Source organism: Flavobacterium fluviale (assembly GCF_003312915.1).
GTDB lineage: Bacteria > Bacteroidota > Bacteroidia > Flavobacteriales > Flavobacteriaceae > Flavobacterium > Flavobacterium fluviale.
Genome location: NZ_CP030261.1, coordinates 3,645,190 through 3,659,821, shown reverse-complemented (window position 1 = coordinate 3,659,821; position 14,632 = coordinate 3,645,190). Strand labels below are relative to the sequence as shown.

Below are 14,632 nucleotides of genomic sequence, written 5' to 3'. Positions count from 1 at the left end.
ATGTTTGCAGGCAAGAAAGCAAGTTTTTTTACGCTGATCGGATTATACATTCTGACTATTCCTTTCTTTAACGGACTCAATGTTACGACTTATGATAATTCTCAAATTCTAGGTCATTTTGGCGCATCGACAACTGTTTTTACATATTCTATTTATATTCCAATTTTTGTGATGCTGGCTTTTATGCCTTTGGGATTAAAATTAGGAAAGCAGATAAAAGTAAAAACGATGATATTGTCTGCTAGTTTTTTATCTATTTTATTTAATACAGCTTCTTTGTATGCAAATAGTATAGAGTGGTTTACGTTTTGGCGTTCACTCTTAGGAATAGTTTCCGTAATTGGAATTTTTGCCTCTATGGTGCCTATTATATTGAAATACAATCCCGGTTTTAATATGGCTTTGCTGTACGGAATTCTTCAGTTTATTCAAAAAGGAAGCCAGCATTTATACCAGTATCTTGGAGCTCATTTTACCAGTATTTACGATTGGAAATTTGGAATTTATTTTTTGAATATCAATTTTTTAATCTGTATTATCTTAGCCTGGTATTTTTATAAAGTTGATGCAGCGCCCATGAAAACTAAATTTCAATTTGACTGGAGAGGCTGGCTGATCATGATTTTATTTTTTATGGTTATTTTATTTCTCAGCGCTGAAGGGCAAAGCAGAAACTGGTTTAATGATCCTAAAATCTCACTCGCATCAGCTATATTATTAATACTTTTTGGAATTTATGTATTGCATACACGTTTTACAACAGATCCTATAATTGACCCAGATGTTTATCGTTATAAAAATGTAGTTATAGGAACATTTATAATGTTTTATATTGGCATCATCAATGGCACAGGAAGTGTTGTTACGGGTTATATGACCAATGTTTTAGGTTTTGATTCGGTTACAGGTGCAGAGACTCATCTCGCTTTGTTAATTGGTTTGTTTGTTTCAATACCCCTGTGCACTTATCTTTTATTCAAAAGAACTTATCTGGCTACTATCTGGATAATGGGTTTTGCCTGCTACGGATTTTATCATGTCATACTTTTCTTTAGGTTTTATCCAGGTATAGATACCGTAGATTTTTTTCTTCCGCTGATTTTTAAAGGACTGGGAATGGGGTTTCTTTTTCCTGTTTCGCTGCTGTATATTTCAGAGAAAGTACCGCCTAGACTCAGTACATCCAGAATGATGAGCGGCATTATTGCTCAGGCAGTTTTTGCAGGTTTATTAGGAAGTGCCGTTTTAGGAACGTTTGTTTCAGGTTTAAACATACAGCACAAAATGGGAATTACACAGCAGTTTTCGGCAGTAAACCAAGACGCACAAAAGCAAATAGCAGGCGCTAAGAGAAACTTTTTGTATAAAGGAATGTCCGAAGCACAGGCACAAAAAATGGCAGAAAAAAGTCTTACCAACAAAAGTGCGCAGGCAGCTATGTTATTAGCTTACAAAGATATTTACCTTGTAATGTCGGCAGTTTGTTTTTTTCCTATTTTAATAATCTTACTGTTTAAACTTTGGCGAAGACCACTTGGAAGAGTAGAGACAGAACCTATACCTATCTAAAACCTATTTTGAAATTGATTAATCAGAAGATTTTAAATTGTCTCCGTCTTTTAAATGCAGTCTTCTAAAAACCAGACCAGAAAGGATTGTTAAGGAACCTACGATCAAAAATGTATAGCGAAAAGCATTATGAATTTCGTTATGGATAAGTTTTACATCACCCTGAAAAATTTTAAGCACTAATAATCCCAAAGCAATTCCAAAACCAATTGCTAGTTGCTGATTTACAGAAACTAACGAATTGCCACTGCTGGTATGATAATTTCTCAAATCTGCAATAGAGATAGAATTCATGGAAGTAAATTGTATCGAGTTAAAGAAACCGAGAACACAAATTATAGGTATGTACCAGTATATAGAAGTATGAATTGTAGGTATGGCAAGTGCACAAATTACTATTCCAATTATAAAAGTGTTTACCATTAAGGTTTTTCGGTATCCAAAAGTGTTTAATATTTTGATAACAGCAGATTTTCCAAAAATAGCAGTAAGTGCCATTGGAGCAACAATCCATCCTGAGACCACCGCAGATTTTCCGTAAGCAATTTGAATCATCATTGGAAGCAAAAGCGGAATAGAACTGTAACCCAGACGTGTTGCCAGATTACCAATTATGCCCACACGGAAAGTTCGAACCTGAAATAAATTTAAAGGAAATATAGGATTGTTATCAGATATGGCATGACGATAGTACAGATAAAGCATTAGCAATCCTGACATTAATAGCATCAGCACAGGAGTTAAACGGACAGTAGTTCCAAATAATTCTAATGAAATAGACAATAGGAGAGATGCTGCTGCAAAAATTAGGAAACCTTTTAAATCAAAATCAATTATGGGAGATTTATAATCCGGCATGTATTTTAAACTTAAAACAATACCAATAATCCCAAACGGAATATTGATCAAAAAGATCCAGTGCCAAGAAAGATAATCTACCATATAACCGCCGACCAACGGACCCAAAACCGGACCGATTAATGCTGGAATAATGGCAAAATTCATCGCCTTTAATAATTCTCTTTTCGGAAACGTTTTAATCAATGCAAGTTTGCCAACAGGTGTCATCAAACTGCCGCCAATACCTTGGATTACCCTTGCAAAAACCAAGTGGGTTAAAGATTGCGAAAGCGCGCAGAAAAGTGAACCCAGACTAAACAACACTAAAGCGGCAATAAAAACCTTTCTTGTGCCAAATTTATCCGAAAGAAAACCGCTGACCGGCATGAAAAGCGCCAATGTCAATACATAACTTATAATGGCATTCTGCATTTCCAGAGGCGATTCGTGCAAATCCTTGGCAATAGCAGTTATAGAAGTATTGAGGATAGTAGAATCCAGCATCTGCATAAAAATAGAAGTTGCCAGAATAATTGGTAATACTTTCTTGGTTACCTCAAGACTTTGTGTTTTCGTTTCATCCATTTATGTCGGGCTTAAATTCTTAAAAATTGAGAGCTGTAGTAATATTTACTCAAATTTAAAGAAAAGAGATAGAACACATCTTATAAAATTTCAAAAGAAATTTAAGCAGACAAAAGATATTAGGAAATATATAAAGATTATACTTCGGTAAATGATGCGTATATTTGGGAATATAAATTACAATAAAACTATCGATGAAGAAAATAGGATTTTTATCGTTTGGGCACTGGGCCAATCATCCTTCCTATCAAACTCGTACAGCTGCTGATACACTTATCCAGTCAATCGATTTAGCCATTGCGGCAGAAGAAATTGGTTTGGATGGTGCTTATTTCCGCGTGCATCATTTTGCCGCACAGCTGGCATCACCCTTTCCTTTACTTTCAGCCATTGGTGCTAAAACAAACCAAATAGAAATTGGTACGGGTGTGATTGATATGAGGTATGAGAATCCGTTGTATATGGTTGAAGATGCCAGTGCTGCTGACTTAATTTCAGGAGGACGTTTACAATTAGGAATCAGCAGAGGCTCGCCGGAGCAGGTTATCGACGGCTGGCGTTATTTTGGCTACGAACCGAAAGATGGCGAAACAGATGCCGATATGGGACGTAATAAAGCTTTAGAATTTTTAGACAAACTGAATGGAGAAGGATTTGCAGAGCCAAACCCGTTTCCAATGTTTCCAAATCCGCCTGGGTTACTTCGTATTGAACCACATTCAGAAGGATTAAGAAATCGAATCTGGTGGGGAGCAGCTTCTAACGCTACTGCTGTATGGGCAGCCGAAAACGGAATGCATCTGCAGAGTTCTACTCTAAAGTATGATGAAAATGGTAAACCTTTCCATATTCAGCAGGCCGAACAAATCAGGTTGTATAAAGAAGCTTGGAAAAAAGCCGGACATCAGCATGAACCAAGAGTTTCAGTAAGCCGTTCTATTTTTGCATTGGTCAATGATCAAGATAAATATTACTTTGGAAATCAAGGTAAAGGCTCTGATAGTTTTGGTAATATTGAAAGAGATAAACGTGCCATTTTTGGAAAGAGTTATGCTGCAGAACCGGATAAACTCATTGCAGAACTTGCCCAAGATGAAGCTATCCAAGAAGCCGATACTGTATTACTCACAATACCCAACACATTGGGAGTTGATTACAATATACACATACTGTCTTCAATTCTACAACATGTAGCTCCAGAGTTAGGCTGGCGTTAATTTTACAAAATAATCAATTCATAAAAAAAGCTCCTGCTTAGTAATAAGAGGAGCTTTTTAGTTTGAATAAGTATATTACTTTTTAGCAGTATTCACATCAATACCAATTTCAATATCTTTACTAATCATCCATTCTGCTGGATCTGTTTCAGTAGTTCCAAATTTAATATCCCAGTCTGTACGGTTAACAGTAAATTTAGCTTGGATAGAAGCATTTCCATCTGCGATAGTAACTTTTGCAGGGAAAGTAACATTAAGTGCTTTTCCTTTTAAGGTAAGATTACCGCTGATAGTTTTATTTGCGCCTTCAATTGCTCCTTTAGCAGTGGCAGCATCAAATGCGGCAACTTTTGTAATTTTAAAATCTGCAGTTGGATTTTTCTCCACATCAAAAAAGTCTGCACTTTTTAAGTGAGCTTCTAACTCTGAGTATTTTTTATCTTTTTCAGTTACCGATGCAGGATCTACTTTAATAGATTTCATATCGATTACAAAATCACCAGATGTAAGTTCTTCGCCTTCAATTGATACTTCACCAGATACAAGAGAAAGAGTTCCCCAGCGTGGTGCAAAACCTCCTTTATGAAAAGCTTTCCAGTCTACTTTAGATGTTTCTAAATTTACAGGTACTACATTACCCGTTTTTTCTGCTACCTGCTGCTCTTCAGTTGTAGTGGTCTCATTAGCTTTTTTGCCGCATGACGTTAAAAATAAAGTAATCGCGGCCAATGTAAGTACGCTTAATTTTTTCATTTGCTATGTATTTAATTATTAAAAAAGTTTAAAAGGTTTAAATTATGAAAATTTTCCCACTCTTCTATGGAGTATTTTTATTTTTTGATATTCCAACGGTTAAATTGTCACTTACATTTTCCTTTTTTGCACTTAATAATCAAAATCTCTAATCATTATTAATCAACACGAACATTATGTCACGTTAATTCAAAAAAAATGTTTTTAAAATGTGTTAAGGATATTGAAAATAGTATGATAAATCAGCGATAAAACGTACCTTTAATATAGATGATACCACAGAAGCGCATCATTTTATGCAAAACAATTCCGGCGGAAAATAGTTATGCTGCCTAAAAAGGAATTTCTAAAAAACTAAAATCTTATGATATTGCAATCTTACAAAACCACATATAAGACCAATCAAACTAAAGAAAAGACTGGAGATCAATTTCGGTTCGATGTGCTTGAAGGTCTGGGAAGCAAACCCAAAAAACTGCATTCTAAATATTTTTATGATAAAATAGGAGATCGTCTTTTCCAGCAGATTATGGCCATGCCGGAATATTATCTGACCAATTGTGAAATGGATATCTTTCAGAACAAAACGTCAGATCTAGCCAAAACAATACTGAAAAATGATACACCATTTGATTTGATTGAACTTGGCGCAGGAGACGGAACTAAATCAGCTTTTTTGCTTCAACATCTTTTAAATCAAAAAGCAGATTTTAATTATATGCCAATTGATATTTCTCCAAATATATTAACTGTTTTGGAAGGTAAACTTAAAACAGATCTTCCTGAACTAACTATTATTTCTCTGGAAGGAGAATATTTTAAGATGCTGGAAAAAGCGGCTCATTTATCTTCAAGAAGAAAAGTTGTGCTATTTCTAGGCAGCAACATTGGTAATATGGAAAAGGAAGAAGCTTTGGCGTTCTGCCAGACTCTTAATAGTTATCTTTCCAAAGGAGATATTGTTTTAATGGGATTTGACCTCAAAAAAAATCCACAAATTATACTCGATGCCTATAATGATAAAGCGGGAATTACGGCAGCATTTAATCTTAATCTGCTCAATCGCATCAATACCGAATTAAATGCTGATTTTATTCTGGAAAAATTCGAACACTACCAAACGTACGATCCAATTACTGGAGCCTGCAGAAGTTATCTAATCAGTTTAGAAAATCAAACCATTACGATAGACGGGAAGCCAATAAATTTTGAAAAAGATGAATTGGTTTACATGGAACTTTCACAAAAATATTCATTGGAAGAAAGTGATGATTTGGCTGCTAAATCTGGTTTTAAAACTATAGATCATATTATGGATTCAAAATCTTGGTTTGTAGATGCCTTGTGGCAGGTTGTTTAATTAAAAAGATAATAAGATGTACGAAAAACAAACACTGATAAATCAAGAGCGTTTAATAGAAAAATATAATAGCGTAAGATCGCATTCTGAAAATATATGCAAACCACTCGAAATAGAAGATTATGTGGTACAGCCCGTGGTAGATGTTAGTCCGCCCAAATGGCATCTCGGACATACCACTTGGTTTTTTGAAACTTTTATTTTAAAACCTTATAGCAAGGATTATAAAGTATTTAATGATCAGTACGATTTTGTGTTTAACAGTTATTACGAAAGTTTGGGCGCAAGAGTAGTACGCACAGATCGTGGTAATTTAAGCCGCCCTTCCGTTACAGATGTGTATCAATATCGTGCGTATGTTGATGAGCAGATGGAAGCTTTTCTTCAAAATAAAATACTTTCTCCTGATTTAGCAGCAATAATGGAACTCGGACTTAATCATGAACAGCAGCATCAGGAATTGTTATATAGTGATATAAAATATATTCTTGGTCATAATCCGCTTTTTCCAGTTTATAGTTCAGATATAATTTTTGACCAAAATTCAGCTCAAAGCAATAAATTTGTAAAAATAGAATCTGGTATTTATGAAATTGGATATGGAGGAGAAGATTTTTGTTTTGACAATGAACTCGGACGACACAAAGTTTATCTGGATACTTTTAAAATAGCTAAAAACCCTGTTACAAATGCGCAGTATCTAGAATTTATTGCAGACGGAGGTTATACAAACTTTAAGTACTGGCATTCCGAGGGCTGGGATTGGGTAAAAGAAAATGCTGCAAAATCGCCCTTATATTGGCATTATATCGATGACAAGTGGATGAATTATACTTTAGGAGGTTTAAAGGAAATAGAACTTAATGAACCAGTCTGCCACGTTAATTTTTATGAAGCATCTGCATTTGCATCTTGGAAAGGAATGCGTCTGCCAACCGAAGCAGAATGGGAAACAGCTTCGCCACAATTAAACTGGGGACAGCGCTGGGAATGGACAGACAGTGCATATTTGCCTTATCCTGGATTTCAAAAAGCGCCAGGCGCAATTGGAGAATATAACGGTAAATTTATGGTCAGCCAAATGGTTTTACGCGGGGCATCTGTTGCAACACCAAAAGGACATAGCCGTGCAACCTATCGCAATTTTTTTCATCCCCGCCATCAATGGCAGTTTATGGGGATTCGTTTGGTAAAATAACGGGATTTTAGAAAAATTTCAGAAAATAAAGCGATAAAAGAAATTATTTATTCTCAAGCTCTACCTTAAATTTTCCCCAATAAGGATTGTCAGCCATTAAGGAATGCCCAATTACTAGTATGTGATTTCCTTTTTGGTTGAGGTCGATTTTTAAATCCATTCCAAATGGTCCGTCGGAAGATTTATCAGGATAAATAACTTGATTGAAACGGATGTTTCCTTTGCCGGTTGTAGTAATTATTTTTGCTGTCAATTTACCTAAATCTTCATTTTTAAATTTGACATACACTTTTGAATGGATAGAATCTATAGAGCCTTCTGCTGCATATAAACCTTTTTCATTCTTAAAACTCATCACAATAGTATCTTCTATTTGTTTGTTTTCTTTCGTTTCTTCTTCGTTTTTGTTTTCCGGAGCTAAAACGGGTTCAGCATTATCAACAGAAGTTTGCGGTGTTTCTTTATTTTCTTTTTGCTGGCATGAAAAAAGAAATAGTGATAAAAAGAGAGTTATAATAAATTTCATAATAGTATATTTTGTAATTCTCTCAAATTTAGTTTTTCTACAAAGATTTGATGTTATATAACAGCACTTCGATTTTTGTAGAATTTAAATTTAAAACAATACTCCATAAAATACAAAAGGGACAATTTTAATGTCCCTTTTGTATCTATTATATCTCAATTACAGCTTAAATCTTTTGAGATAAGTATTGAGCAACTTCTGCAAGTCTGTTCGCAAATCCCCACTCATTATCATACCAAGCAGCTACAGAAAGCAGATTACCTTGTTTTGTTGTAAGTGGCAAATCGATTATAGAAGAATGCGGATCTGCAACAATTCTGGCAGAACTCCATTGTTCTTCCAAAACATCCAGAACACCTTTAAGCTGGCCTTCTTTTGAAGCTTTTCTAAAAGCATCATTAACTTCTTCTACAGAGCAATCTTTGGTTGTAACCAAGTTTAATTCTGCAATACTTCCTGTTTTGGTCGGAACTCTGTATGCTTTTCCTGTAATTTTCAAATCACTCCAGATAAACTGTAAAGCTTTTGCTGCTCCAGATGAAGACGGAATAATATTTTCAGCGGCAGCCCAGGAATCACGACGATCTTTCATTGGCTGATCTGTCAACGACTGCGTATTAGTATAAGAGTGAACTGTTGAAAAAAGGCCGTATTCAATTCCAAAATTTTCTTTAATTACTTTTACCACCGCCGCCAAAGCATTCGTGGTACAGCTTCCCATACTTATAATTTTATGGTTTTCAGCATCAAATTCATCGAGATTAATTCCTTTTAAAAGAACTGCGTCGCAGTCTGCCAGCGATTTACTTGGCGCACTTACCAAAACGTATTTGGCTCCGTTGTCAATATGTTTCTGAGCATTGTCTCTTGTAGTCGCACGTCCTGTACAATCCACAACCAAATCAACACCAAGCGATTTCCAGTCTGGAATTTCTTTACTTGAGTTTTTGTATGGAATTTTTCTGTCGCCAATAATAAAGTTTTCATCAGCTGTTTTTACTTCTTCGTGCCATCTTCCGTAATTGGAATCAACACTAAAAAGCGCGCCTAACAATTCTATATCCTGAATATCTGCAATAACTTCGGGAATAAAAAGATCATTTTTTAAAGCCACTCGAAGGAACTGTCTCCCAATTCGGCCAAATCCGTATAATGCTATTTTTGCCATAATAATTTATATTAATATTAAAACGTTAGATTATTATATTTAAAATACATAATCCCGATCGCTGTCGAGACTATGTATTTTAGTATTAGTATTAATTGATTTTTACCAAATGGGCTTCGATCGCAGCTCTGTCTGACTCATATTGTGCAGGAAGTTTTAGGTTTTGTCCTAATTCTTCTAAACTTTCATCAACTGTAAAACCAGGGTTTTCTGTAGCGATTTCAAATAAAACGCCGCCTGGTTCTCTGAAATAAAGAGAATGGAAATAATTTCTGTCAATCTGAGGCGTAATAGACAATCCGTAAGCTTCGATTTTTTCACGGAAGTGCATTAAAATTTCATCATTTTGAACACGGAAAGCTACGTGGTGAACAGATCCGTTTGCTACATGACCGCGTTTTTCGTCAGCCAATTCTACTAAGTCCACAATGGCAGCATTTTCTACAGCATCTGTTGCATAACGATAACGGTTTACGTCTTGGTCAATCAATTTATAACCAAATATTTCGGTTAAGATTGCAGCAGTTGCTTTTATGCTGTTTAAAGTCAAAGTAATGTTATGGAAACCTCTTGTTGCCACATCTGCTTTTACTTCATCCGTTTCCCAAGGTTTTCTGTTATCGTCTGTTTTAGATTCGATTAACTCTAATTTTAATCCGTCTGGATCTAAGAAAGTCAAATATTTTTCTCCGAATTTTTCAGCCGGTTTATTGTAAATTACATTATACTGTTCGAAACGTTTCTGCCAGAAATCCAAACTTCCTTTTGGAACAGAATATCCAATCTCAGTTGCCATTCCAGAACCTTTTCTTCCTTGCTGAATTCCTTCTCCCCAAGGGAAAAAAGTTAAGATAGTTCCTGCGCTTCCTACTTCATCTCCAAAGTAAAAATGGTACGTTCCCGGATCGTCAAAATTCACTGTTTTTTTGATGAATCTTAATCCTAATATGTTTGAGTAAAAGTTGAAATTACGTTTAGCGTCACCTGCAATTGCAGTAATATGGTGTAAGCCTAAAATTTTATTTTCCATGGTTTTTATATGTATTAAATTGTTATTGATTTTCTTTTACAAATTTACGCCTGTTATAGTCCTGCGTCGATTAACCTAGATTAAGAAATAAAAAGCCGTTAAATTTTTATCAGTCAAACAATAACCAAATAATATTCCATTTAACTTAAAGTATTGTAAGTTAATGATTTAATGCTAAAGTTTTGTCTTTGTGACTACGATATATCGTAATTTTATTATCCCAACCTGTTTTATTTAGAAAATCGATAGCAATTTAGTTAGGGCTATTTCTTAAATTTACCCAGATACCGAATACCACACGAATTATTTTTTATGGAAAAGCCGATAGATCAAACTGCAGTTTTAATGAAACGACTGCAGGAAAGAGAACGAGAACAACTGCTGATTATGTCAATCTGCTCCGCTCTCTCTCAGGCTTTAACAAAAGAAGAATTTGATTATATAGTTAGCGGCGTTTTAAAAGACGAATTTTCTTTTGATGATTTTATTCTGGCTTCCACCGATGAGAATGAAACCGAATATCATATTTTCTATCAATTTTTGCAGAAAAATTCCAAGTTAAAAGGATTAATCATTAATGATGGTTTTTTTGATTTATGTATGGATTCGGCTGATACGGTTGTTTTTGATCTCAATACTTTAAACGGAAAAAAAATTCCAGATCCCATTACTTTACCAAATAATAAAGGTTTTAAAAACGGAATCGGAATTTGTCTTCCTTATATTAAAGGAAACAGAAATGTACTTTTTCTTTTCTTCAAAAATGCTAAAACTTTCAGCAGGGAATCTAACCGAATTATTAGAGGAATTGCGATGCAGCTTTCTATTACTGTGAGAAATATTATTTTGACTCAGGAATATGAAAGTAAAATTGATGTACTTTCAAAATCGAAAATGAATACACCAGAAGAAAATGAAGCACCTAAAATTAAGAACGAAGGTTTTCATGGAATTGTGGGAAACAGCGATGCCATGCGGAATGTTTACGAATTGATCTCGCAGGTTGCTTCTTCGCAATCTACTGTTTTGATTTCGGGAGAAACAGGAACGGGAAAAGAACTCGTAGCCAGTGCCATTCATAATTTATCATTGGTTTCGAATAAAAAAATGATAAAAGTAAACTGTGCTTCGATTCCGGAGAATCTGATTGAAAGTGAATTGTTCGGACATGAAAAAGGAGCTTTTACCGGCGCCTTAGAAACCAGAATTGGAAAATTTGAACAAGCCGAAAACAGCACTATTTTTTTAGATGAAATAGGAGAGATGCCCTTAGAACTGCAGGGAAAATTGCTGCGTGTGCTCCAAGAAAAAGAAATAGAAAGAATTGGCAGCAAAAACACGATAAAAGTAAATGTTCGAGTAATTGCGGCAACCAACAGATTACTAGAAAAAGAAGTTGCCGAAGGCCGATTTAGAAGTGATTTGTATTACCGATTGAATGTTTTTCCGATTCCGCTTCCGCCTTTGCGTGAACGCGCAGAAGATATTGAAGTTTTAGGGAATTTTTTCCTGGAAAAACATTCGAATAAAATCAATAAAAATATAAAAGGTTTTTCTAAAAAAGTATTGAACAGCATGACTGCAAATGCATGGCCGGGAAATGTTCGCGAGCTGGAAAATATGGTTGAACGAAGTATTTTGTTTGCAAAAGACGAAACGATCAAAGAAATGAGTTTTCCTGTGATTTTTAAAACCGAATCTACAGCTTCTGAAAATGAATTTTACATTAAAACTTTACAGGAAATAGAGAAGGAGCACATTTTAAAAGTCGTTAAAAAATGCAACGGAAGAATTTCGGGTCCGCAAGGTGCTGCAGTTTTATTGGACTTACCCGGAACCACACTAATTTCTAAAATGCAGAAATTAGGGATCAAAAAAAAACATTTTTAGATTGATTTACTCGTGTATCATTTTTATTTTTCCAGAAGAAACTGCCCAGAAAACCAATAAAAGCATACTGATCGCCAAAGCAATTGTCGGAAATTGAAATGAAATTCCGAACGCAATTAAGTAAGTCGGCAATCCATATAAATAATTATTTCGGATTTTAATTATTGCCGAATTAGTGATTTCAGGACGTAAAAGTTTTTTGTTGTGGCTTGCAATAAACCATAATAAATTATACGAAAGATTAATTAGCACAAATATTCCTGTATAAATCGCCACAGCAATATTCGACGCGTCTCCGTCAAAAAAACGAGCTAATAAAGCCGTAGGATATGAAACTGCCGTTACCAGAAAAAGAATCAATCCGTTTGCAAACATTATAGCTGTATTACGGCTGTAAATCTGCTTGAAAATCTTGTGATGATTCACCCACATGATAAAAATGCTGAAAAACGAAAGCGTAAAGGCAAGATACGTTGTCCATTCACCTTTTAGAAAAGATAGTAGTTCAGTTCCGTTTTTTACAGTAGCAGCACTCGGAGCATGAAGATCCAGAACCAAAAGCGTAATTGCAATCGCAAATACGGCATCACTGAAATTCTCTATTCTTACGGTTTCTTTTTCCATTTTATTTTTTTTATTTTAACCGCTAAGTGCGCAAGGATTTTTATATCTATTCTTATTTATGTCATTTCGACGAAGGAGAAATCACATACGGAAATCGACAAAGATTGGAGAAATACTTTGCAGAGTCTCAAGTGTGATTTCTCCTTCGTCGAAATGACAAACTTAACGGTTAATAAGAAAAACCTTTGCGTGCTTTGCGGTTATATCGGTATGCAATTATAATTTTATAAATAGTGATTTTCGAAGTTTCGGCTCCAAATTCTTTGTTTTATGTCCTTTTCCTGTAGTGTCTTCAACTAACAAAATTGATCCAGTTTCAAAGTTTCTTTTTTCTCCTAAAGAAGTTTCGATTTCTACACCGCCTTCCAGTAAAACAATATATTGTCGGTCTGGGGCATTATGAAAATCATAATCGTAAGAAGGTAAGACTTCTCTAAAAACAATTGATTTTACAGGTTCATCATCAGATAGAAATCCGATATCGCCGTTGTTTTTCAATGGAACTTCAAAGTCTTCAAAATGACTTTCTCCATTTGTATCGCTGTAAACTCTAGTAATGCGAATCATTATTTCTTCGTAAAAACAAGTTCGTTTGCTAAATCTACTTCGTCCTGACTTATGGTATGTCCCATATTTTCGTAGATTTTTTTGGTAACATTGGCGCCTAATTTTTTAAGAAGTGCTTCCGATTCATTTACCCTTTCAACAGGAACATGAAAATCAGGATCGCTTGTGCCGATGAAAATTGGAGTGCCTTCGAAGTTTCCTGTGTAATGTTCTTCGTAAACTTTATCGCCAATAAGTCCGCCGGTAAAAGCTACCACACCTCCGTATTTTGCAGCGTTTCTCGCAGTAAATTCTAAGGCAAGACAAGCCCCTTGTGAAAACCCAAGAAAATAAATATTCTCTTTTTCGATTCCGTTTTGCTGAATAGCAACAACAACCTGATGAATTGCTTCTAACGATTTTGAAAAAGAAGGCTCATTCTCTTCAAGCGGTACTAAAAACGAATACGGATACCAAGTTCTGTTTTCTGCCTGAGGCGCAACCAATGCAAAATCTTGCACATTTAGATGTTTCGCAACGGATAGAATATCATGAGCGCCTGCACCGCGGCCGTGAATCATAATTAGGGCTTTTTTGGCTTGATTTAAGGGGATACCGTCTGTTATAATTTCTGTGTTCATAAGTATGTTTTTAATTGTTGTGTAGTTGTTTTTTTATGCAGATTTTGGATATTTTGAAGATTTTTTTAGTTCGTTATTATAGTGATTCGTGGAGTCAAATAAAGTATTTCCACAATCTTGTCATTTCGACCGAAGGGAGAAATCACACGCGAAACTCCGCAATCCAAATCGCCAATCTTTGTTGAGCTACGTGTGTGATTTGCATCGCCAGTCGCTATCGCTCGAGTTTGCCTTCGGTCGAAATGACACAAGAAACTCCGCAATTTAAATCGCTAATCTTTGTCGAGCTACGTGTGTGATTTCTCCCTTCGGTCGAAATGACAAACTTTGACGACAAATTATGACGACAAACTTTGACGACAATTTTGAATCCCAACTTTATAAAGAATAATTTATCTCTTCCAAATATCCTGATATTCATCCGGATGTCTTTTGAACTGCGCGTGAACGTAAGGGCAAAGCGCTATAACCATCATATTATTAGCACGAACATACGAAACCATTTCTTCGAGAAGTTTTTTGGCGTAGCCTTTTCCTTCCGCTTCTGGTTCAACTCCTGTGTGGTAAACAGTTAGAACATCGTCTTTTATGCTCACTGTCATTTCGCCAAGCTTTTTATCATCAACATAAAGATTAAAAGCGCCGTGTTTTTTTTCGTCTAATTCTAATTTTATTGTTTCCATAT

Annotated in this window: 14 protein-coding genes; 5 read left to right on the top strand and 9 right to left on the bottom strand. The window is 35.2% G+C overall.

The window, feature by feature from the left end; genetic code table 11:
- Nucleotides 1-1,569: an MFS transporter gene (locus HYN86_RS16110; protein ID WP_113678962.1), complete on the top strand. Its 1,569-nt coding sequence runs from the start codon at nucleotides 1-3 to the stop codon at nucleotides 1,567-1,569.
- Nucleotides 1,570-1,587: 18 nt separating this feature from the next.
- Here HYN86_RS16110 and HYN86_RS16105 read toward each other — a convergent pair whose 3' ends face one another.
- Entirely contained in the window at nucleotides 1,588-2,994 is a 1,407-nt protein-coding gene (locus HYN86_RS16105) for an MFS transporter (RefSeq protein ID WP_113678961.1), read from the bottom strand.
- Nucleotides 2,995-3,188: 194 nt separating this feature from the next.
- Between HYN86_RS16105 and HYN86_RS16100 the strand changes: the two genes are divergently transcribed.
- The gene (locus tag HYN86_RS16100) at nucleotides 3,189-4,211 is read left to right on the top strand and encodes an LLM class flavin-dependent oxidoreductase (RefSeq protein ID WP_113678960.1); all 1,023 of its coding nucleotides are present in this window, start codon (nucleotides 3,189-3,191) and stop codon (nucleotides 4,209-4,211) included.
- Between the two features lie 75 nt (nucleotides 4,212-4,286).
- On the opposite strand, the gene HYN86_RS16095 is transcribed toward HYN86_RS16100, so the two are convergent.
- Nucleotides 4,287-4,964 carry a YceI family protein gene (locus HYN86_RS16095; RefSeq protein ID WP_113678959.1) on the bottom strand — a complete coding sequence of 226 codons (678 nt, stop codon included), beginning with the start codon at nucleotides 4,962-4,964 and terminating at the stop codon, nucleotides 4,287-4,289.
- 364 nt (nucleotides 4,965-5,328) lie between these two features.
- Here HYN86_RS16095 and HYN86_RS16090 point away from each other — a divergent pair, with 364 nt between their 5' ends.
- Together HYN86_RS16090 and egtB are read left to right on the top strand one after the other, a co-directional pair.
- Nucleotides 5,329-6,324, top strand: a complete 996-nt coding sequence (locus tag HYN86_RS16090) for an L-histidine N(alpha)-methyltransferase (protein WP_113678958.1) — start codon at nucleotides 5,329-5,331, stop codon at nucleotides 6,322-6,324.
- Nucleotides 6,325-6,340: 16 nt separating this feature from the next.
- On the top strand, nucleotides 6,341-7,522 hold the full coding sequence (gene egtB, locus HYN86_RS16085; protein ID WP_113678957.1) for an ergothioneine biosynthesis protein EgtB: 1,182 nt from the start codon (nucleotides 6,341-6,343) through the stop codon (nucleotides 7,520-7,522).
- 43 nt (nucleotides 7,523-7,565) lie between these two features.
- Here egtB and HYN86_RS16080 read toward each other — a convergent pair whose 3' ends face one another.
- The 3 genes from HYN86_RS16080 to HYN86_RS16070 all read right to left on the bottom strand — a co-directional run bounded on the left by HYN86_RS16080 (nucleotide 7,566) and on the right by HYN86_RS16070 (nucleotide 10,246).
- Complete coding sequence (locus HYN86_RS16080; protein ID WP_113678956.1) at nucleotides 7,566-8,048, bottom strand: hypothetical protein; 483 nt, start codon at nucleotides 8,046-8,048, stop codon at nucleotides 7,566-7,568.
- A 166-nt stretch (nucleotides 8,049-8,214) separates the two neighbouring features.
- Nucleotides 8,215-9,216, bottom strand: coding sequence for a type I glyceraldehyde-3-phosphate dehydrogenase (locus HYN86_RS16075; protein ID WP_113678955.1), 1,002 nt, complete (start codon nucleotides 9,214-9,216; stop codon nucleotides 8,215-8,217).
- 91 nt (nucleotides 9,217-9,307) lie between these two features.
- Nucleotides 9,308-10,246 carry a ring-cleaving dioxygenase gene (locus HYN86_RS16070; RefSeq protein WP_113678954.1) on the bottom strand — a complete coding sequence of 313 codons (939 nt, stop codon included), beginning with the start codon at nucleotides 10,244-10,246 and terminating at the stop codon, nucleotides 9,308-9,310.
- Nucleotides 10,247-10,558: 312 nt separating this feature from the next.
- Between HYN86_RS16070 and HYN86_RS16065 the strand changes: the two genes are divergently transcribed.
- A complete protein-coding gene (locus HYN86_RS16065) occupies nucleotides 10,559-12,136 on the top strand; it encodes a sigma-54 interaction domain-containing protein (RefSeq protein ID WP_205334608.1) in 1,578 nt (525 codons plus the stop codon).
- A 6-nt stretch (nucleotides 12,137-12,142) separates the two neighbouring features.
- On the opposite strand, the gene HYN86_RS16060 is transcribed toward HYN86_RS16065, so the two are convergent.
- The 4 genes from HYN86_RS16060 to HYN86_RS16045 form a co-directional block, all read right to left on the bottom strand.
- Entirely contained in the window at nucleotides 12,143-12,760 is a 618-nt protein-coding gene (locus HYN86_RS16060; protein ID WP_113678953.1) for a TMEM175 family protein, read from the bottom strand.
- Nucleotides 12,761-12,976: 216 nt separating this feature from the next.
- The gene (locus tag HYN86_RS16055; RefSeq protein WP_113678952.1) at nucleotides 12,977-13,327 is read right to left on the bottom strand and encodes a cupin domain-containing protein; all 351 of its coding nucleotides are present in this window, start codon (nucleotides 13,325-13,327) and stop codon (nucleotides 12,977-12,979) included.
- Nucleotides 13,327-13,947 carry an alpha/beta hydrolase gene (locus HYN86_RS16050; protein ID WP_113678951.1) on the bottom strand — a complete coding sequence of 207 codons (621 nt, stop codon included), beginning with the start codon at nucleotides 13,945-13,947 and terminating at the stop codon, nucleotides 13,327-13,329. The genes HYN86_RS16055 and HYN86_RS16050 overlap by 1 nt, the downstream gene beginning before the upstream one ends.
- Before the next feature lie 392 nt (nucleotides 13,948-14,339).
- On the bottom strand, nucleotides 14,340-14,630 hold the full coding sequence (locus HYN86_RS16045; RefSeq protein ID WP_113678950.1) for a GNAT family N-acetyltransferase: 291 nt from the start codon (nucleotides 14,628-14,630) through the stop codon (nucleotides 14,340-14,342).
- Between the last annotated feature and the right edge of the window lie 2 nt (nucleotides 14,631-14,632).